The following is a 19440-nucleotide window of genomic DNA, read 5'->3' on the forward strand; positions in this document are numbered from 1 at the left end:
AGATGGCGTAATTCTCGCTTCTTACCCTTTCAGCCCCGTCAGCGTAATTCCTTCAAGGAAGAATCGTTGTCCGACTAAAAAGACTAATACGCATGGCAGTACAACAGCGGTTGAGGCTGCCATCAATAAATCCCACTGTGCATTATAGCTGCCTTGGAACATCTGCAGACCAAGCGCAAGGGTAAAATGGCTGTCACTCTTCAGATAAATAAGCGGTCCCATAAAGTCATTCCATGAACCAAGGAATGTAAAGAGAGCAACAACAATAACGGCCGAGCGGCTGAGCGGAAGCAGAATCCGCCAATAGATTTGGAAATAAGTCGCTCCGTCCACAACCGCCGCCTCATCAAAGTCCTGAGGAATCGACATGTAGAATTGACGCAGCAGGAAGATATTAAAGATACCGCCGCCAAAATAAGAAGGAAGGATAAGCGGATAGAACGTATCGTAGAAGCCAAGCTCCTTCCAGCCGAGAAAACTTGGAATGAGTGTTACCGCTCCTGGCAGCATCATTGCAGACATCAGAATAGCAAACACCATATCGCGGCCCTTCCACTTAATACGGGAGAAACCAAATGCAGCAATGGTACTGGAGACGACTGTGCCGATCAGTACACCGGCTACGATAATAAGCGTATTTTTGAAGAAAGCGCCAAACGGCACGACCGTCATGGCTTCCTTGAAGTTTTCAAAGTGAAAAGGCTTCGGAATCCACTGCGGCGGCATGATGAAAATTTGAGACAGATCCATCACCGAGCTGCGCAGCAGCCACACAAACGGCACGATAAACATCACGGAAATAATCAGCAGGGTAGTAAATCCCGCAGTAAGCTTTAGCCTGGATTCTCTCATTACCGTTCCCCCTCATAATGCACCCAGGATTTCGAGGTTTTGAAGATAAACACTGTAAAGATCATAATGATAATGAACAACACCCAAGCAAGTGCGGATGCATAGCCCATTTCCGTATCACGGAAGGCCGTTCTCCACAGGTAGAAGACAAAGAACAAGCTTTTGTTATTAGGTCCACCTTGGGTCAGAATATAAGCTTCACTGAACACCTGGAAGGAGCCGATAATCGTCATAATCGTATTGAAGAAGATCGTTGGCGTCAGCATTGGAATCGTAATATGACGCAGCTTGCTGTACCAGCCGCCGCCGTCTACATCAATCGCTTCATAATAGGACTTCGGTACACCAGACAAGCCGGCGAGGAAGATAATAACCGTCCCCCCAATTCCCCATAATGTCGTAAGCACGACGGATGGGATAACACTGCCCTCTCCGAATAACCACGAGCTTGTCGGCAGGTGCAGCCATTCCAGAACGGTATTAAGCAAGCCTAGATCAGGGTTCATCAGCCACAGCCAGATCATCGAAGAGGCAACCGCCGGAACAATACTTGGCAGGTAGATAATCGTCCGGAAAAGCGAACGACCCTTTAGGTTCATATTTAACAAAATGGCCAGGAAGAACGAGATGATGATGACCGCTGGTACGCGCAAAATAACAAAATAGAAGGTGGTACCAAGCGACTTGTAGAACAGATCATCTTCACCGCTAAACAGCTTTGTATAATTGTCTAGACCGATAAAGTGAGTTGTATCCTTGAATACGTTGTAATCCGTTAAGCTTAAATATAAACTGGCGATCATCGGACCTAATGTAAAAATGATAAAGCCGATTATCGCCGGCGCTGTAAAGAGCAGTCCATAGAACAACGCCTTCTTCTCTCTTTTGGAGAATTTATGCCTGGCTCTTGTCCCCGCTGGCTTCACATCTTTTGCCGTCATTTCCATGCCGTATCCCTCCTGTCTATGAAAGAGGACAACGTTCTTGGAGCCAAGAACCGCTGTCCTCTCCTTTAGTCCACTACCGCAGACTGCTTACTCGACGTCACGCCGGCCTTGCACCTGCTGCTGTGCCTTCGCGGCGATGGAATCAAGAGCTTCCTGGGCCGACTGTTTGCCCAGCCACACTTTATCCAGAGCGGGATTTACGACATCCATAATTTTATTGAAGTTTTTCACATAAGCCGTTGGAGTTGCATGACTGTGATTGAGCAGCATATCGATAACTGCGCCTTGGTAGCCGGATGGACGGGCAGGCAGATCCTTCGTCCACTTCGCCAGCTTCTCGCTGTCGGTATACCAGTCTTTAGGAGCTGGCATCCAAGTTCCGTTTGTCAGCATATCAAGCGATGCTTCCGGGTCAAGCAGCGCCTTCAAGAGCTCCCAAGCTTCCTGTGGATGCTTAGTCGATTTGAAGATGGAGAACATGCCGGCCACAACCGTTGTTACCGGTTCTTTCATCACAGGCAGGACACCTACGTTAAAGTGAACCTTGGATTCAGCAAGTGATGAAGTAGCCCATTGTCCATCGATAGCCATAGCGACTTTCTTCGTCTGCAGCGCCACGTTTGTTCCCGGGATATTTTTCGACTGCAGAGGAGATGGAGCGACATGATACACGTTAATCAGATCAGCAAGCTTTTGAATGACTTCTACAGCGGCTGGTTGATTAAGAGCGAAGGTCTTACCGTCTGCTGACAGGAAGTCCCCACCATTGGAATAGATAAAGTTACTGTATTGCCCCCACCATGTCGGAAGGTTAATACCAAATTGTTTAATGTTTTTAGGATCGAAGTTTGGATCTGTCGCGTTACGTCCCTTATTATCAAGCGTCAACTGTTTCGCGACATCGACGAACTGATCCCAGGTCCATGCTTTGGAAATATCAGATGGAGGCGGTTCGATACCAGCATCCTTGAATACATCTTCGTTATAGAACAGTCCGAATGTTTCCGGTCCTGGGCCGATGCCGATAATATTGCCCGGCGCTTGGGAATACGTAATATTCGGAACGATTGAGTCGAGTGTAATTTGCTGATCGCTTGCAAGGAAGTCCTGCAAATTCAGGAACTTGCCTTCTTCAGCGAGCGGAAAGGCAATCGTCGCAGACTCCATCATCGCAACATCTGGCTCATCGTTGCCGGCAACCATCGTCGTCAGCTTTGTATCGTAATCACCGCTGCTAATCGATTGAAATTCGACTTTAACGTTTGGATGATCCTGCTCGAAATTGGCAATGGCAGATTTGTATGCCGCTACTTCTGCCGGTGCGCCCCATCCGGTCAGCTTCAGTGTAATTTTCTCGCCGCTCTTCGTATCGGTTCCGGCATTGTTTGTTGAAGTGCTTGTGTTATCACTGGATGGAGAATTCCCATTAGAACTATCAGACTTGGTGCAGCCAGACATAACAAGTACAGCTGACAGAACCGCAACCATAAACGCGGAAGTGTATTTCCATCGATTCATAATCATTTTTTCGAGCCCCTCTCTTATTTCCATCCTCATGGTTCATAGCTGCAGTCTATGATTGTTTTTATTGTAGATCATAGATAACGCTTACAAAACCCGAGCATTTCTAGAATGGTGGACTTTTATTGGATCTTGTGCGGAAGATGGATCACAATGCTTGTCCCCTTGCCTCGAGTGGAGTCTATGCGGATCCCATACTCGTCACCATACGCCATCCGGATACGCGAAATCGTATTTTTAATGCCAACAGATGCAGATTCCTTATATAAAATTGTATCTATACCTTCTTTGCTGATTCCACGCCCATTGTCGCTGATCTCGAAATACCGGCTGTCCCCTTCGATCCAGCCCCGAATTGTAATTTCCCCGCCTTCCTCCATGCCGCTGAACCCATGCAGTATCGCATTCTCCACAAAGGGCTGGAATAGCAGCCTCGGCACTTTCTCCTCATAAAGTACCGGCTCGATCTCATATGAAACGATGAATTTCCCTTCGAATCGTGCTGACATGATGAAGAAATAATTGCGTATCCATTCCAGCTCGTCTGTCAGATGAACGGCTCCCCAGTCCTTCCGGGACGTATAATGCAGCATATTGGATAAACAGACGAGCATCTTGCTGAGTTCGGTCTGATTGTTCTCAATGGCTGTCCAGTTCATAATATTGAGCGTATTGTACAGAAAATGAGGATTCATCTGCATATTTAGTGCCTGAATTTCGGCTTCTTTCTCTTTTAGCTTAATCTCATAATTTTCTTTCACAAGCATTTCAATCCGGTCATTCATCCGGTTAAAGCGCTGTGAGAGCAGTCCAAACTCATCCTGCCTTGTCACCTCGACACGAGTCCCGAAATCCCCTTCGCCAACCGACCGCATGGCACTCATCAGCTTTTTGATCGGTCCGGTGATGCGGCTCAGAATGAAATAAGCAAATAGGAGAGCAACAACACTTAAAGCAATAGCGCTGACAAGCGTGGAGGTACGTATAACTGGCACAAGGCTTTCAACAAGTACAGACTGAGGAGTAACAACAATGGACAGCCATCCTGTTATTTCGGAACGGGCATAACTGACAATCTGATTGCGCCCGTCAATCTTAATCCGCGCTGTCCCGCCATCCTTATCACGGAACTGGTCAAGCCAGTCTTCCTTAAACGGCTTTGTAACGAGCGTTGAATCGCTTGAAGCGACAACAATATCTTCCGGATTCAGCACCATATAAGTGGAACCGGCAGGAATACTCTTCTCGAACAATTGGTCCATCACGGTTGATTTGAAGCTGATGGTAAGCACGGGACGTTCTACCTCCGGCTTCAGCTTCACAAGGGTGCTGTCCTCCATATGAGAGAAATTGAGCAGTCTTGTTGCCGAGAACAAGTAACGGAAGTCGATCGACCCGTTCTCCAGCCATGGCTGATTGAACATCTGAATAAAATCGTACGTCGGATACCAGACCATTTTCCCGCCTGCCTTAACAGCCTCCTTATAGATGTCTGACTGTACCGGATTGCCAAGCGGCATTTGCACGGAGCTTCCAAAATTGTAATAGGAGGTCCACAGCTGTGCCGAATAGACATCCTCATTGAGAGAGTAATATTTGCTTAAAATAGCTGTAATCTGTCGGTCAGCCGCCAGCAGTTCTTCTTCCTTTGCCGGATTGAGATCGTTAAAAATCTGGAACAGGTCTTTGTCCACAAATAGTGCCCGGCTGTTCTGATCCGCGATGCCAAGCTTCGTGTCGATCACATCATTATTTTTCATGACCACATCGTACACATTTTTCTGTGCCTGCTCGGTCACAACATTAAGGCTTGTCCGGTAGAATAGTGAGCTGAGTACAAGCAGCGGCAGTGCAATCAGTATCAAATAGCTGAGCAGCAGCCTCTTCCTGAATGTCATCGTGAATCGCCTCCGGTTAATGGACGTGCTGTATGCTTATAAGCTTCCGGCGACAAGCCGACCTGCCGTTTGAAGATTCGGGTAAAATATTTCGTATCCCGGTAACCGCAGCGTTCTGCAATTTCGTATATTTTGAGCTTCCCCGATGCCAGCAGCGCTTTCGCTTCCCGTATCCGCGATTCAGTCAGATGATCCGAGAACGAACGGCCAGTACGGCTTTTGATCAACGTGCTGAAATAAGACGGATTGAAATGGAACTGCTCGGCTGCCATCTCAAGCGTAATATCCTCAAAGTAATGGGACTGAATCCAGCTTAAGCACTGCTCCACAGCTGCATCACCGCTGCCCTGCTTCCGGTCCGTAAGCGCCTGATGAACAGCACTCAGACAGCACATCAGCTGCTTCAGCAGCTCATCGCTAGTGCTGCAGGAAGGAATCGAGTTGGAAGCTGTCTCCGTGAGTACGCTTCCAACCTGTGGATCAATAATACCTGAGGTACGGCTTTTGATCTTAATCAAGGTTAACGCAGCATAATTGATCATCAGCTTTGGCTCGGTGTAACCGCCGGCTGCCAGAGTCTTGAACGCTTCTTGGCACATTTCCTCTGCCTTCTTGAAGGAAGCTTCTTGAAGGGCTTCGAACAACAACTCTCCATCCAGCTTATAGAGCGCTTCCTTCGGCTCATATGCCGCAATCTCCTCCGCAGCTACAACTCCCAGCCATTCATCATGGAAAGCATAATGCAAGGCCGTCTCCGCCCTCTGATACATATCCGGTATGCCTTCCTGAACGATCCGGACAGCTATCCCGTGAATGACTTTGCCATGCAGCTGCCAGGAAGATGTACAATCCCTCAGTGCTGCAGCAAGCTCTGCTGCTGACAGGTCTGACAATTGTCCGAGCTTCAGCGCGGTAACAAGCCTGTCTCCCTGCTGCATGGTCTGAAGCGGAAATACACACGCTTGTCCAAATTTCTCAGCGAAGCTCCTGAGCTTCTCGGACAGCTCTTCCAGCAGTTGAGGCGGAAGCGCTTCCTCTGCTTCTAATCTTCTGATATCTGTCAGCAGGAGGACATTCACCTCCTGAAGAAGCGGCCACTCCTCCAATTCGGCACCTTGGTCCGAAGGCAGGTCGCCGATCAGCCACTGATGAAGCATCCGGCTTCGATAAGCGGGAGATGCAAGTTCAAGCTTTTGCTTTAACTCAGCAGATTCCCCCCGCTCTTTGGCTTCTGACGCGAATTGCTCCTCCAGCCGCTGCAGCAGCGTCTCCACCTTCTCTCTGTCTATAGGCTTAAGCAAGTAATCATAAGCGCCGTGCCGAATAGCAGTCTGGGCATATTCAAACAGATTGTAGGCAGACACCATAACAACCTTGGTCTGCAAGCCTTCTTCCTTAAGCAGCTTCAAGAAAGCTAGACCATCCAAATTAGGCATCTGAATGTCGCTCAGCACTACATCTGGCAAATTTTCTTTTACCATGGCAAGTGCAACTGCTCCGTCTTTGGCCGTAGTCACTTTTGCCTCCGGACGCATCGATTGGATCATGCCAGCCATCCCTCTTAAGTGCCTTGGTTCATCGTCGACGATCAGAATGTTCATATCGTACTTCCTTCCCCCTTGATGCAGGCCGTTTTCTAATACAGTACTACGCGGCCGCAAGCCTGAATAGGGGCATACCCAAAAGAAACAAATTTACCATTAATCTCATAATCCTGAAGCGAATGAGGAATAGTAGTGGAGGATGTGGTCAATCACCTGAATTATGGAAATGGAGGTAAAGTTATAATGTCTGCAAATGAGATGAATGGCACAAACGCAACCGGAGCTGGCGGAGCTGCAGATAACCGTAAAGCGGCGGGAGAAACGGATATGACGCTGACAACAAGGCAGGGTCATCCCGTAACAGATAACCAGAACACCAGAACAGTAGGCAACCGTGGTCCGGCCACGTTAGAAAATTATCAATTTATCGAGAAAATTACACACTTCGACCGGGAACGTGTACCTGAACGTGTCGTGCATGGGCGTGGCGCCGGTGCACATGGCTTTTTCGAAGCATATGGAACCTTTGGCAACGAACCAATCAGCAAATATACGAGAGCGAAGCTGTTCCAGGAAAAAGGGAAACAAACGCCAGTCTTCGTTCGCTTCTCCAGCGTTATTCACGGCGGGCATTCGCCGGAAACACTACGTGATCCTCGAGGCTTCGCTACAAAGTTCTACACCGAAGACGGCAACTGGGATCTGGTTGGCAACAATCTGAAAGTCTTCTTCATCCGCGATGCGATGAAGTTCCCGGATATGGTTCATGCCTTTAAGCCAGATCCTGTAACCAACATTCAGAGTATGGAGCGTTTCTTTGATTTCGTATCCAATTCCCCTGAAGCAACGCATATGATTACCTTCCTGTTCTCACCATGGGGTATTCCGGCTAACTACCGTCAAATGCAAGGTTCTGGGGTAAATACATATAAGTGGGTAAATGCGCAAGGCGAAGCTGTTCTGGTCAAATATCATTGGGATCCGCAGCAAGGTATCCGCAATCTAACTCAAAGTGAAGCGGAAGAAATCCAAGCAAAAAACTTCAATCATGCGACACAGGATTTGTATGAAGCGATTGAGCGCGGCGATTATCCAGCGTGGGAGCTGAAGGTTCAAATCATGGAGGATGGCGAGCACCCAGAGCTTGATTTCGATCCACTTGATGACACAAAACTATGGGATGAGGACAAATTCCCGATGATTCCTGTTGGCAAAATGGTACTTAACAAAAACCCGGAAAATTACTTTGCAGAAGTAGAACAGGCGGCGTTTGGTACGGGGGTTCTGGTGGACGGACTAGACTTCTCAGACGATAAAATGCTGCAAGGGCGTACATTATCCTACTCGGATACCCAGCGTTACCGTATTGGCGCGAACTACTTGCAGCTGCCGATTAATGCGCCAAAAAAACGTGCCGCGACGAATCAGCGTGACGGCCAAATGTCCTTCTATGTAGATGTAGCTCCTGGGCAAAATCCACATATCAACTATGAGCCGTCAAGCTTAAACGGCCTTGTAGAGGCTGAAGCCTCCGGCGAGCCGCATAAGCCGCATTATGATGCGAATCTGGTTCAACAAGCGATCGACCGGACAAACAACTTCGGTCAAGCCGGCGATACATTCCGGAAGCTGGAGCAATGGGAACGTGATGAACTTGTTCATAACCTCGGTGATGCTTTATCGACCTGTGCACCTGTCATCCAAGAGAAGATGCTTGCAAATTTGACCAATGCTGATCCGGAGTATGGCCGCCTTGTCGCGGAATCCATCAAGAAATCGGCTGCGATGAAATCCGATCATATCGGTACATTTCCGGCTGGCGAAGGCATGGAAATTGCCGAGGAACTGGGACATCGGACGGACGGCTACTAGATCGCAAACAAATAGAAGGGCTGTCCAACCGGTCATCAACATGACAGGATGGACAGCCCTTCTTTATTATAAGCGCCCATTTTCCCTACATACAGCACCATTGCCACGGCCAATTCATACTATAATTTTGACTGTATCCCTTAACCTTGTTAAACCATAAAAACCCGAGCAAGGAGGGGTGACAAACTTGAAGGGTAGCGACCATAAGAGCAAGTTTTTATTAACGCATCGTGAACGCGAGGTATTTGAGCTGCTGGTGCAGGATAAGACAACTAGAGACATTGCACAGCAATTATTTATTAGCGAGAAGACCGTCCGCAACCACATTTCCAATGTCATGCAAAAATTGAACGTTAAAGGTCGTTCACAAGCGGTTGTCGAGCTGATCAAGCTTGGGGAGTTACAAATCTAACCAACCCAACCTCGATTTGGGCTATCTAGCTTCCCCGTTCCTTCCATAAAAGGGGCGGGGTTTTACTTTGTTTCAATTTCGACAAAGTTCTTTAATCTTACGCTAAGCTTTCTTCGATACAATCATATGCATCAACCCCACAGTTGATACCATTTTCTAGGACAGGCCCGCTTTTGCAAGCGGGCCCTTTTTTTATTCTATTGTGTGTTAACGACGATCATAGATATACGGGGAAGTATGCTTTTCGTTTGGCGAATTCAGCCTGGTTGCATTAGCCGGGAAAATCCGTTCAACCATCGCATTAAATTCAGATACAAAGCCTTGTATTGGGTGGCCAAGTGCAACATCGCCCATATAGCTGTTCATGCGGTCCACAAAATCCGGGTTTGCGGATACATAAACATTTTGAATCGAAGGGTGTATTCGCTTAACTTCGGCAGCGATATCACTTTTAATTTTATCCGTGAGCTGACTTTCTCCGGTATTCGTCATACTCAGACCACGCATGCCACTGCTATTGTTGTTGTAGCCCCTACCCGTTGTACCATTGCCGTCCATCGCTGGATTCATGCCATACGTGCCATTCATCCCGTTCATGCCGTACTTCCCATTCGCACCATATGTGCCATTCATGCTGCGGTTAGTATCGGTAATCGGGTTTGCATAGCTTCTATTTGTACGGCTGATGCTTTTTGCGCTTAAGCCGTTTACATGATCCTCGAAGGATACGGCCACATAAGCGTTATTGTCTGTCAGCATCACATTGGCTGATTTGACGGTATTTAATGCTACAATCCGCTTCGCGATTTCATCGCTCATTTCCATTTTATAATTTTTATGACTGCCAACAATGTTGTTGCTGTTGAGGCGACGGCCATTGACACGATTCATCTCGTTCATCTGGTCATTGGCGAAACGTTTGTCTGTCATCGCACCCGGAACTGCCAGATTACGGATCGCATTACCGTTAGCATCATAACGTACACTATTGGGACGAATATTTTTGTTGCCTATATCCCCCTGATTAGCTGCACATCCCGCTAACGTTGTTGCTAAAGCCACACTTGCTGTGAGAAGAATGAATTTGTTTTTCATAAACTGGCCACTCCTCCATTCGTTTAGTTAGGCTTTGACCCGTCCATTATTGTGTGCGGATGATTACGAAGCTATCCTGCCGTAACCCTTGACAAATCCTCTCTGTTTGAGTAAGTTATTATCAAGTATTAGTACCAGGTACTAAATATAAAATTGTGAAGGAGCTGTTTATCATGGAAAAGCAATTCCGTTCAAATGCCGTTATTACAGCTATTGGCACTTATACGCCGGAGAAGATTCTCTCCAATGCAGACTTAGAACAAATCGTTGAGACCTCTGACGAATGGATTGTGCAGCGTACTGGCATTCGTGAACGCCGTATTGCAGCCGAAGATCAGTTCACAAGCGATTTATGTATAGAGGCGGTTCGCAACATGCAAGAGCGTTACGGAGTAGATGTCGAAGATGTAGACTACATTATTGTAGCAACCTCCACTCCCGATAATGTTATCCCAAGCGTAGCCGCACAAGTTCAAGGAGCACTTGGCATCATGCAATGTGGTGCCATCGATATCCAGGCTGCGTGTGCCGGATTCACATCCGCGATTCAGCTTGCTAATGGTCTGCTGTTGTCGGGAGTTTACCGTAAAATTCTTGTTATTGGCGGAGAAACCTTGTCTAAAGTAACGAACTATTCCGACCGGACGACCTGCATCTTATTTGGAGACGGAGCTGGCGCTATATTAATGGAAGCCACAGTCGCAGCAAGTTCTGAAGGCGACATTCTGGCTGCCTCCTCTCATACGGACGGATTAGGTGGACATCATGTTTACCGCAGCGGCTTGTCCTCCACAATTAATGCAGCGGATATCGATACTACAAGCCGTATCGTACAAAATGGACGTGAAGTATACCGCTGGGCTTTAAGCCAAGTTTCTGAAGGGATCTCCAATCTGCTTCATGAAAGCGGCTATGCACCTTCCCAGATGAACTGGTTCGTTCCGCACAACGCGAATCAGCGCATAATTGACGCGTTATGCGAACGGACCGGCATAAGCGAGCAGCAGGCTTTGTCGAGCATTGAGCATTACGGCAATACATCAGCTGCATCCATTCCACTTGCTCTTGACGCCGCTGTCCGCGACCAGCGTGTGTTGCCTGGACATCTGCTGCTGCTTTATGGCTTTGGCGGTGGACTGACCCAATCTGGCGTCATTTTGCGCTGGTCCATTTAATATCTCTATCAAGTCAGCGGAAATAAGATCGACAGCATCGTATGAATGCGATTCGCATACGTATGATCCCGGAAAGCACGATACATGCCTCGAAGGGCAATCTGTTTCCGCTCTTGTTCATGGCTCAGATAATAATCCATTTTCTGTACAAGCTCCATGGGAGAAGAATACGTTACAATCTCTACATCTGGTATAAAGAATGAGGCCAGATCGTCACGAATATCGCATACCTGCAGGACGCCGCAAGCCGCAATCTCGAACGTACGTGGATTCGGCGAAACGGCAGTCAGCCCAATTGTATTGCTGTTATACAGCGCATCATCATGTGCTCGATGCATATTGATTACAATTTTGGAGGCATTATAAGTGAGGGAGGTTTCCGCTGGCCCCATCCAATGATTCAGTTTGATTTTGGAACGAAGCTGATCATATTGGGTTAGCCGATCCCACCAAATACCGGATATTAAGGTGTCTTTGCCTGCCAGGTAAGAAGTTAATTCATTGAAGTAGCTTACCCTATTTAGATAAGCAGAACCTATAAATGTAATTTCCTTTCGAATCGATCGATCAGGATTCGTTGGCCGGTATTGGGCTGGGTGAAAGCAAAAGGGCAAATAATGCACTTGCTGACAGCCCAGCTGTTTGTAATAGTCGACGGAGTTCCTCTCCAGCGTGAATACCGTATCGTAATGAGGGACGAGGCTTGTCGTAATGTCCATATAATAAGGATCATCCGTCAGCCAGATCGCCGTACGAATCCCGTTATCCTTCATCGCAATGATCTGCCCGACATCAAATTGCAGGCCGTCAAGCACGATTACAATATCCGGCCGTTCTGCAATCGCGATCTCCGCGACCGGCTGGGTGCCGTTAACCACTGTCAAGCGCTGAACGAAGGTAGACAAGGTTTCTCTTACCGCTTCATCAATTGGCGAGTACGGGAAGCCTTTACCCGTCTCAACAAACATGGCATGAATCGGCCATACTTGGTTTACTTGCGGAATACGGCTAATTGCCGATTCGCATAAACCGTACCAATAGCCATGATCCCAGCCTAATTGAAACCCTGCCGCTCGCCCAGCCTCCTCATCGGGCTTTCTTTTGAGCCCTGGCGCCATATTCGTCACTCCTACTTCAATAATGTCAATAACGATGCCATTCGCGTCGTCATCGTATGATCTCGTAAAGTCCGATATAACCCTCTCATCGCAATGCGAAGCCGTTCTTCTTCATGAGTCAAATAATAATCAATCTTCTCCAGCAGCTCGGCTGCCCCGTTATACGTTTCAATCTCATGACCTGGACGGTATTGATGAATGAGATCGTCACGGATATCTGTTAATTGCAGCGTAGCACAGGCTGCTACATCATACGTCCTTGGATTAATCGACAGCCCTGGCAGCTGCGCTTCGTTCTGATTATCTTTTCCGGGAACGTCAGTCCGGTGCAGATTAATGACAATCTTGGAGCCGTTATAATAATGGGCAGCTTCCTCTGGTATAATCTCTCGCGATTGAATGAAAGGCTTAAGCAGGGAGTAATGGTTTAGCCGCTCCCATTGCCCTCCGCCAATAAACAACCGCCTATGAGACAGCTGCTTGGCAATAGCATCAAACAACTCTACCCGATTCCAGAAAGCGACCCCGATAAAACAAACATCATACTCATACAACTTTTCCGCCCGAAACGGCCGGTATATCGCTTCATTCACTGCTAATGGCATATGATGTACCTGCAGGCAGCCATGCTGCTGGTACAGTTGAACCGTACTCCGTTCATGGGTCAATACAACATCATAATGAAGAGCAATTGGGACCGTTTGATCCGTCATATAAGGATCATCTACAAACCAGATCACTGTACGGATGCCAAGAGCCTTTATCGCATCTATTTGCTGCAAATGATCGGGAGGAAACGTATATAAGCCATTAAGCACAATCATCATATTTGGCTGAAAAGCAATGGCCTGCTCCAACAATTGCTCCTGCGTGCCTACCAGAACTTCGCTGACGCATCTCTGCAGGGCAAGAATAATTCCGGAGTCAATCGCCTCAAATCCTAATGAACCTTGCGGAATATATAAGACTCGCAAAGGCTGTATTTCTGGCTGCGGAGTAATGGAAGCCGCTTTGGCCCATTCGCAAGCTCCATCCCGCCATCCTGTATGGAATCCGGCTGCAAAGCCCTGCTGCCTGCCCGTTTGAAACGACACTTCTGCTGCCGTATTCAAAATACCCCTTCACCTGCCCATCATTCATGATTATACAAAAAAAGCCTTATTCCTGATTTGTCCATCATGGGCATGAACAAGGCAGATCTAAGACCTGTATCGCTGATATTACACCTGCGTCTCGTAAGCAATTTGATGCCCATCTTCGAACCCTTTAGCAAAACCAGCGTTATAGCCTTCGTTATAGGTTTGATTAAAGCCTTCATCATAACTTACGGAATCGAAGCTTTTTCTTCTTCTCTTTCTAACCGCTGACTTCCGGCGGCTCATTGTGCCTTTACCTGTTTTCTTGCCGGTCAGCTTCCGCGCTCCTGCTGTTTTACGTTTCGTACGGACATGAGGCTTGCGTTTGGCTTTCCGTTTCGCAGCAGAGGCAGCTTTCTTCTTCATATCAAACGCCTCCTTCGTGATGACGTTCTTATTCTTGTAATCTTCGTATTCAGCCATGGATGAACGGGGCTGCCCATCTTCCTGCGCTTACGCTTCAAAGACAGCCCAGTTACAGCTTCCGTTATATTCTCCTGCATTTCAGTCAACAGCTTCACATTTTCTGCAATGTTTCTCGCAAGCTCAGGTGATGCCTCCGATACGACAGCAATACTATCCAGAATACGGGCAAGTGCAGCTTGGCTTCTAGCCAAAGAAGACAGAAGCTCCAGCTTCACTTCCCTCTCTCTATGAGTGATCAGGCTCAATCGATATCACCCATGCCAAATAGCATTTCCTCGTCGTCTCCGTCGCCCCCGCCCTCATTGGATTTCTGCAGAACGGACTTCATGACAGAGAGAATCCCTTGACTCATTTTGTTTACGCCGTCTAATACTTCAATAACCTGCTCATTGATTTGAGCGGATTGTTTCATTTGCGTTTGTTCACCAAGGAAGGAAGCCGATGTGATATGGTTGCATATCCAATTACGTGCTTTTTCGGCTTCCTCTGCTTTAGCTTCCAGCATCATAGCGATGTTCCACTGCATATTGGCGGTAGCGCCAAGCATACGCTTATAAGCCTGTTCACGATTCATGACAGACGTCCTCCTTCCGATTCACTCCTCATCTTCTAGACGAAGCTCGCGAACGGTAAACGTCAGCTGTGCTGCAAGTGTTTCTTGCAGTTCCGCAATCGTCGTCAAGTAAGAGACTATTCCGCCTAGCAAGGATTGGGTATTGGACAGCAGCCCATCCGTCCCCCCAAAGTTCGGATCTTTATCGGGAATCGCCTTCACAACCTCGGCCATCCGCACGACAACATGACGCTTGGAATCAATCATACGGGCCATCTGATGATGGGAATGAGATAGGTGCTCAATAATTTCATTTACGATCTGCTGCAATACGGTCCCCTCCTCTGGCAGCAATATCCTTAGCTCTCTACAGATGTCGTCATACCAGCATATGCATCAGGTAAAAAGGGTGATACATGCGGCATGCCTACAACGCTTGTCGCAGCTTGACTGGAGGAATAAGCGGCAGCCCTTCCGGTAGTGCTTCCAGCTGTTCAACCGTTAGCGGATATTTAGCTCTCTCTTTCAAATTCCAGGCGACAGCTGCCGCTTCGGTAATCACTTTCCGTTTCATGCCATGCTCCAGATAGTAGAGGAAACCATCAAGTCCGCTTGCAATTTGTCCGTGTAATGACGCACCGTGATGAACGTAATACAGTGACTGCCATTTGATCTCAGCCTCTAAGGCAGACAGAGACTCGCCTACCGGCCAGTTACGAATGAGGATTTGAGGAAGCCTTACAACCGGCCCGGACCAACCACCTTCAATAGGCCGCTTGACTCCATTCTCAATCCAATAGGCTTGTTGTCCAATTCCCTTAACCACAATTCCCTCCGGATAAAAGGCGGTTTCCCCTTTCGTCATCAGGGAAGAGGAAGAATTGCCATGCTCACTTGCACGAAGCTGATGAATCCAAGCGTACGGATTATTCCATTTGGTCATATAGTAAACCATATTTCGGGTTGTCACTTCTTCAAGCTGGGCACCAAGCGCCTTAATGCTTACACTTCCGAAGTGGTGGATAAATGAATCTCTCGCAATAACAAGGGAGTACCCAAGCAGCCGGACCCGAATATTATAATCATCATCTTCATAGTTGCCGTATTCGAAGCCTTCATCCAGAAAGCCGATTTTCTCCCACAGCTCCCGCCGGAACAAGAGGCAAAAGCCTGGAAGTCTGTCTGTTCTCTCCCATCGCTTCGGATCGGAAATATTATTCAATCTAGCAAACTCAGGCATATCTTCAACACTCACATAAGGGACCTGAATCTGTTGATCTCCACTAATATAATTGGTGACAGGACCTACCAGTCCAATCGTTGGATCACTGTGCAGACAGATCAGCATGTTGCCAAGCCAGTTATCCGTCAAGAGCGTATCATTATTAAGAACGACCATAGTTGTTCCTTTGGCCATCATAAGCCCCATATTTACCGCCCCGGAAAATCCGAAATTCTCGCTTAAAACTCGATACCGCACCTGCCCGTCGAGCTGTTCCAAATATTCTACAGTCCCGTCGGTTGATGCATTATCGACCACAATAATTTCATGAGGCTGCTCAGTATTATCCATAATACTATCGATACATGCTCTCAAATAATCCACTTGATTATAGCTCGGGATGATGATGCTGGTTCCATCGAATAAAGTGTGGTAGCTGCTTTGACCTGCTTGCAGCCCCTGATTGTACCCCGCTTGCAAACCGGCCTGATAACTGTCCAAGCGCCTGCCTTCTTGCGTCGGTGCGAGCTTGAGACGACGGATGTTCCGCGACTTTCGTCTCACGTATGATCTCTCCCGTCTAGTATTCTTTATCCCAATATCGGGCGGATGCTTCCCTCAGCGACTCGAATGTTCCTGCATCGATCCACCAGCCGGATATTTCCCTGTAGGTTAATAGTCCAGCGGCTGCATAGAGATTGTTAAGATCTGTAATCTCCAGCTCCCCTCTGCTGGACGGGCTAATATTCTCAATATGCTGAAAGACATCAGTACTATACATATATAGACCAGTAACCGATAGATCGGATTCTGGCTCGGCAGGCTTCTCTTCAATATGAAGGATGGTACCGGAGGGACTGAAGACCGGAACGCCATAGCGGCGCGGGTCATCAACCTGCTTAAGAAGCACCATCGCTCCCTCTGCCTGCTTCTGAAAATCTTCCACATATGGTGTTAAATCCTCATCAAATAAGTTGTCGCCCAAGAGTACAAGGAACTTTTCCCCATCATTGATAAACGGTCTTGCAAGCTGCAAGGCGTCCGCAATGCCAGCGGCTTCCTCTTGAATCCGATACGCCAGCGACATCTTCATTTGATGTCCACTTCCGAAATATTGAATGAACATTCCTGCAGATTGCCGATTCGTGATAATCAGAATATCCTGGATCCCTGCTTTCTGCAGGGACTGAATACCATGATGGATCATTGGATGTTTACCGACAGGCAGCATATGCTTATTGATATAAGAAGTTAAAGGCATAAGCCGCGATCCCGTTCCACCTGCCAATATAACAGCTTTCATTGTACAAACCTCCTATCATGTTCAGACTTACAAGGCCATCTCGCGCTTACGCAGCCGATCTTCGAACCCGCCCCGTTCATCTGTGCATGAAAGCAGCCAATAGATCGCCTCCAAATGATCGCCTAGAATTAACCGTTCAAGTGGATTTTTCCTCTCCCGCTCCGGGCGAGGTTTATTTAATTTGCCGACATTAACGGCATGTACGGCAGCAACCTTAAGCCCTTCCTTAACAGCCATTGCATGAGCAAGCGGAGGAACAGACAAGGCTGATGCCCCAATCGTATCTAGACATTTTCGGCTAATGGCATGGGGTACGGCTGTAAACGAAATACCTTTCAGATCTGGCCTTTGCAGAACCGCGTTTAAAGCATGTTTTGCAAGCACCACACTATGAACATTCACTTTATGAACGGGGCCTGAATAGTTGTTCAGTGCCGCATCTACTCCTCTTTCTTTCACCGCGTGAATGAAAGGGCGCAAATGAGAGGCTGATATAACCATATCGCCGTCAATAAAAAGCAGGACCTCACCTTTGGCCTCTAGAGCCCCTATCGTTCTTCCTACGTCATGACCAAGGGGCTTCTCGTATTGCAGCACTCTAGCTCCCATCTTCCTAGCAATTGCAATTGAACCATCCTTAGAACCATTAGCCACAACGATAACTTCTGTCCGAGGATGTACTTTTGCAGCTTCGCGAATCACGCGCCCGATGGTCGATCTTTCATTCATTACAGGGATAATAACCGATACAATCGGATTAGGATGAGGCTTGTAAGATCCGTGCTCCGATGATCGGCTGCCTGCCCGGCTGCCTATCAATCGCTCTGCGCGTTTCATCCACTAAATCACCTCAGTTTATGCCTATTAAAATTTACAAGCTTAATTGATGTACATCACATAGTATGTATTGCTCCTGCTGGTGCAACGGCATTTGTACAACTTCCAAGACGGATGTCCCGCTATAAATAAAAAAGAGGATAGAAGCGTACTCCGCGCTTCCAATCCTCTATGAAAAAGATGAACATTATCGGCCAATGGCAATCCAGTTCATATATCCTTCAGGTTCAAATGATCCTCTAGAGCGAATAATATTAAGAATAGCTCTATCCTCGGATTTGCTAAATATAGAGACATAACATTCTGGATTATCACAGATAGCAGTTATGACGTAATTGGTATCACTGAATGATTCTTCGAATAGAATCTCGATTTCCAGCTGTTTACCCTTTTTGAAGAAGGAATACGGAGCAAGCCCAAATTGCTGAATCACTTGGCCGCTTCCCGTTGATCGAATAAAGGCCGGCGCTGGTTCCGGTTCTGACTGCTCGATCATTTCATCGACTACTGCTTCCGGGAATAAAGCTGACACAAGTTCTGGCGCTAACTTTTCCAGTGTGATGGCTTCGGGAGCAATATGCCAGCCGCATACGCTGTCCTCCGCAAGCTTCTCTCTCGTCACACTTTCATCCGCAAGCTTCTCGCTCGTCACACTCTCATCAGCTATCTTCTCGGTAGTGACGCTTTCGTCCGTCAGCTTCTCGCTAGTGATGCTTTCGTTAGCAAGCTTTGCAGTCGTCACACTTTCCTGTGCAAGTTTAGTAGCCGAGACACTTCCGTCTGCTAGCTTATTAAAGGTGATACTCCCATCCGCCAGCTTTCCGCTTGTGATGCTGCTGTCTGCCAGTTTCGCAGATGAAACACTACCGTCCGCCAGCTTGCTGCTTATGATGCTTCCGTCAACAAGCTTCCCAGTTGTGATGCTTTCCTCGGCCAGCTTGCTGGTTGTGATGCTGTTGTCTGCAAGCTTCTCAGTTGTCACGCTTGCTTCTGACAGCTTGCTAGTTGTAATGCTGCTATTCACAAGCTTATCTCCTGTGACACTATCGCCTGCCAGCTTCTCGCTTGTTATGCTTTCGTCTGCCAGCTTGCTGCTTGTGATGCTGCTATCTGCAAGTTTCGTAGTCGAAACACTTTCATCGGCAAGTTTGCTGCTTATGATGCTTCTGTCTGCAAGCTTCTCAGCTGTGATGCTCTCATCAGCCAGCTTCTCATTCGTGACACTCTCATCTACCAGCTTAAGGCTCGTAATACTGTCGTCCGCAAGCTTCTCGGTTGTCACACTTTCGTCTGACAGTTTACTGTTTGTTACGCTGCCGCTCGCTAGCTTCTCAGTCGTAACACTTTCCCCTGATAGCTTATCACTCGTGATGCTCTCATTGGACAGCTTCTCACTCGTTATACTTTCATCAGCCAGCTTGCTAGTTGTTATGCTGCTATTCGCAAGCTTATCAGTTGTGACACCTTCGTCGGCCAACTTCTCGGTTGTGACACTTTCATCTACCAGCTTACGGCTCGTGATGCTGTCG

19 protein-coding genes are annotated in these 19440 nt (G+C 47.6%); 3 read left to right on the plus strand and 16 right to left on the minus strand.

Annotated features, from left to right (window positions below; genetic code table 11):
- Positions 1–21 precede the first annotated feature (21 nt).
- The 5 genes from AC0YNT_RS14885 to AC0YNT_RS14905 form a co-directional block, all read right to left on the minus strand.
- On the minus strand, positions 22–852 hold the full coding sequence (locus AC0YNT_RS14885; RefSeq protein ID WP_441896351.1) for a carbohydrate ABC transporter permease: 831 nt from the start codon (positions 850–852) through the stop codon (positions 22–24).
- The gene (locus AC0YNT_RS14890) at positions 852–1799 is read right to left on the minus strand and encodes a carbohydrate ABC transporter permease (protein ID WP_475805300.1); all 948 of its coding nucleotides are present in this window, start codon (positions 1797–1799) and stop codon (positions 852–854) included. Before AC0YNT_RS14890 ends, AC0YNT_RS14885 begins: the two co-directional genes overlap by 1 nt.
- Before the next feature lie 87 nt (positions 1800–1886).
- Complete coding sequence (locus AC0YNT_RS14895; RefSeq protein ID WP_475805301.1) at positions 1887–3323, minus strand: ABC transporter substrate-binding protein; 1437 nt, start codon at positions 3321–3323, stop codon at positions 1887–1889.
- 119 nt (positions 3324–3442) lie between these two features.
- The gene (locus AC0YNT_RS14900) at positions 3443–5218 is read right to left on the minus strand and encodes a cache domain-containing sensor histidine kinase (protein ID WP_475805302.1); all 1776 of its coding nucleotides are present in this window, start codon (positions 5216–5218) and stop codon (positions 3443–3445) included.
- The gene (locus AC0YNT_RS14905) at positions 5215–6819 is read right to left on the minus strand and encodes a response regulator transcription factor (protein ID WP_475805303.1); all 1605 of its coding nucleotides are present in this window, start codon (positions 6817–6819) and stop codon (positions 5215–5217) included. Before AC0YNT_RS14905 ends, AC0YNT_RS14900 begins: the two co-directional genes overlap by 4 nt.
- 186 nt (positions 6820–7005) lie before the next feature.
- On the opposite strand from AC0YNT_RS14905, the gene AC0YNT_RS14910 reads away from it, so the two are divergent.
- Both AC0YNT_RS14910 and AC0YNT_RS14915 read left to right on the plus strand, forming a co-directional pair.
- Positions 7006–8634: a catalase gene (locus AC0YNT_RS14910; RefSeq protein ID WP_475805304.1), complete on the plus strand. Its 1629-nt coding sequence runs from the start codon at positions 7006–7008 to the stop codon at positions 8632–8634.
- A gap of 187 nt (positions 8635–8821) precedes the next feature.
- Positions 8822–9046 carry a helix-turn-helix domain-containing protein gene (locus AC0YNT_RS14915; protein ID WP_006040330.1) on the plus strand — a complete coding sequence of 75 codons (225 nt, stop codon included), beginning with the start codon at positions 8822–8824 and terminating at the stop codon, positions 9044–9046.
- Between the two features lie 207 nt (positions 9047–9253).
- Here the strand turns inward: AC0YNT_RS14915 and AC0YNT_RS14920 are convergent, their stop codons facing one another.
- Entirely contained in the window at positions 9254–10141 is an 888-nt protein-coding gene (locus AC0YNT_RS14920; RefSeq protein ID WP_475805305.1) for a YhcN/YlaJ family sporulation lipoprotein, read from the minus strand.
- Between the two features lie 173 nt (positions 10142–10314).
- Here AC0YNT_RS14920 and AC0YNT_RS14925 point away from each other — a divergent pair, with 173 nt between their 5' ends.
- Positions 10315–11316 (plus strand): beta-ketoacyl-ACP synthase 3, encoded by a 1002-nt coding sequence (locus AC0YNT_RS14925; RefSeq protein WP_475805306.1) that lies wholly within the window; start codon positions 10315–10317, stop codon positions 11314–11316.
- A gap of 8 nt (positions 11317–11324) precedes the next feature.
- Here AC0YNT_RS14925 and AC0YNT_RS14930 read toward each other — a convergent pair whose 3' ends face one another.
- The 10 genes from AC0YNT_RS14930 to AC0YNT_RS14975 form a co-directional block, all read right to left on the minus strand.
- Positions 11325–12434, minus strand: coding sequence for a CgeB family protein (locus AC0YNT_RS14930; protein WP_475805307.1), 1110 nt, complete (start codon positions 12432–12434; stop codon positions 11325–11327).
- 11 nt (positions 12435–12445) lie between these two features.
- Positions 12446–13546: a CgeB family protein gene (locus AC0YNT_RS14935; RefSeq protein WP_475805308.1), complete on the minus strand. Its 1101-nt coding sequence runs from the start codon at positions 13544–13546 to the stop codon at positions 12446–12448.
- Positions 13547–13654: 108 nt separating this feature from the next.
- The gene (locus AC0YNT_RS14940; RefSeq protein ID WP_475805309.1) at positions 13655–13936 is read right to left on the minus strand and encodes a hypothetical protein; all 282 of its coding nucleotides are present in this window, start codon (positions 13934–13936) and stop codon (positions 13655–13657) included.
- Positions 13933–14241 carry a hypothetical protein gene (locus AC0YNT_RS14945; RefSeq protein WP_475805310.1) on the minus strand — a complete coding sequence of 103 codons (309 nt, stop codon included), beginning with the start codon at positions 14239–14241 and terminating at the stop codon, positions 13933–13935. The genes AC0YNT_RS14940 and AC0YNT_RS14945 overlap by 4 nt, the downstream gene beginning before the upstream one ends.
- Positions 14238–14570, minus strand: coding sequence for an alpha-helical endospore appendage domain-containing protein (locus AC0YNT_RS14950; RefSeq protein ID WP_475805311.1), 333 nt, complete (start codon positions 14568–14570; stop codon positions 14238–14240). Before AC0YNT_RS14950 ends, AC0YNT_RS14945 begins: the two co-directional genes overlap by 4 nt.
- A 21-nt stretch (positions 14571–14591) precedes the next feature.
- On the minus strand, positions 14592–14879 hold the full coding sequence (locus AC0YNT_RS14955) for a nucleoside-diphosphate sugar epimerase (RefSeq protein WP_167279559.1): 288 nt from the start codon (positions 14877–14879) through the stop codon (positions 14592–14594).
- Positions 14880–14976: 97 nt separating this feature from the next.
- On the minus strand, positions 14977–16335 hold the full coding sequence (locus AC0YNT_RS14960) for a glycosyltransferase family 2 protein (protein ID WP_475805312.1): 1359 nt from the start codon (positions 16333–16335) through the stop codon (positions 14977–14979).
- 16 nt (positions 16336–16351) lie between these two features.
- Positions 16352–17074 carry a sugar phosphate nucleotidyltransferase gene (locus AC0YNT_RS14965; protein WP_167279557.1) on the minus strand — a complete coding sequence of 241 codons (723 nt, stop codon included), beginning with the start codon at positions 17072–17074 and terminating at the stop codon, positions 16352–16354.
- A 27-nt stretch (positions 17075–17101) separates the two neighbouring features.
- A complete protein-coding gene (locus AC0YNT_RS14970) occupies positions 17102–17911 on the minus strand; it encodes a glycosyltransferase family 2 protein (RefSeq protein WP_475805313.1) in 810 nt (269 codons plus the stop codon).
- Between the two features lie 187 nt (positions 17912–18098).
- Positions 18099–19440: WIAG-tail domain (locus AC0YNT_RS14975; RefSeq protein WP_475805314.1), on the minus strand; the 1342-nt coding region annotated here is incomplete at its 5' end.

Source organism: Paenibacillus sp. J22R56, from assembly GCF_056269375.1.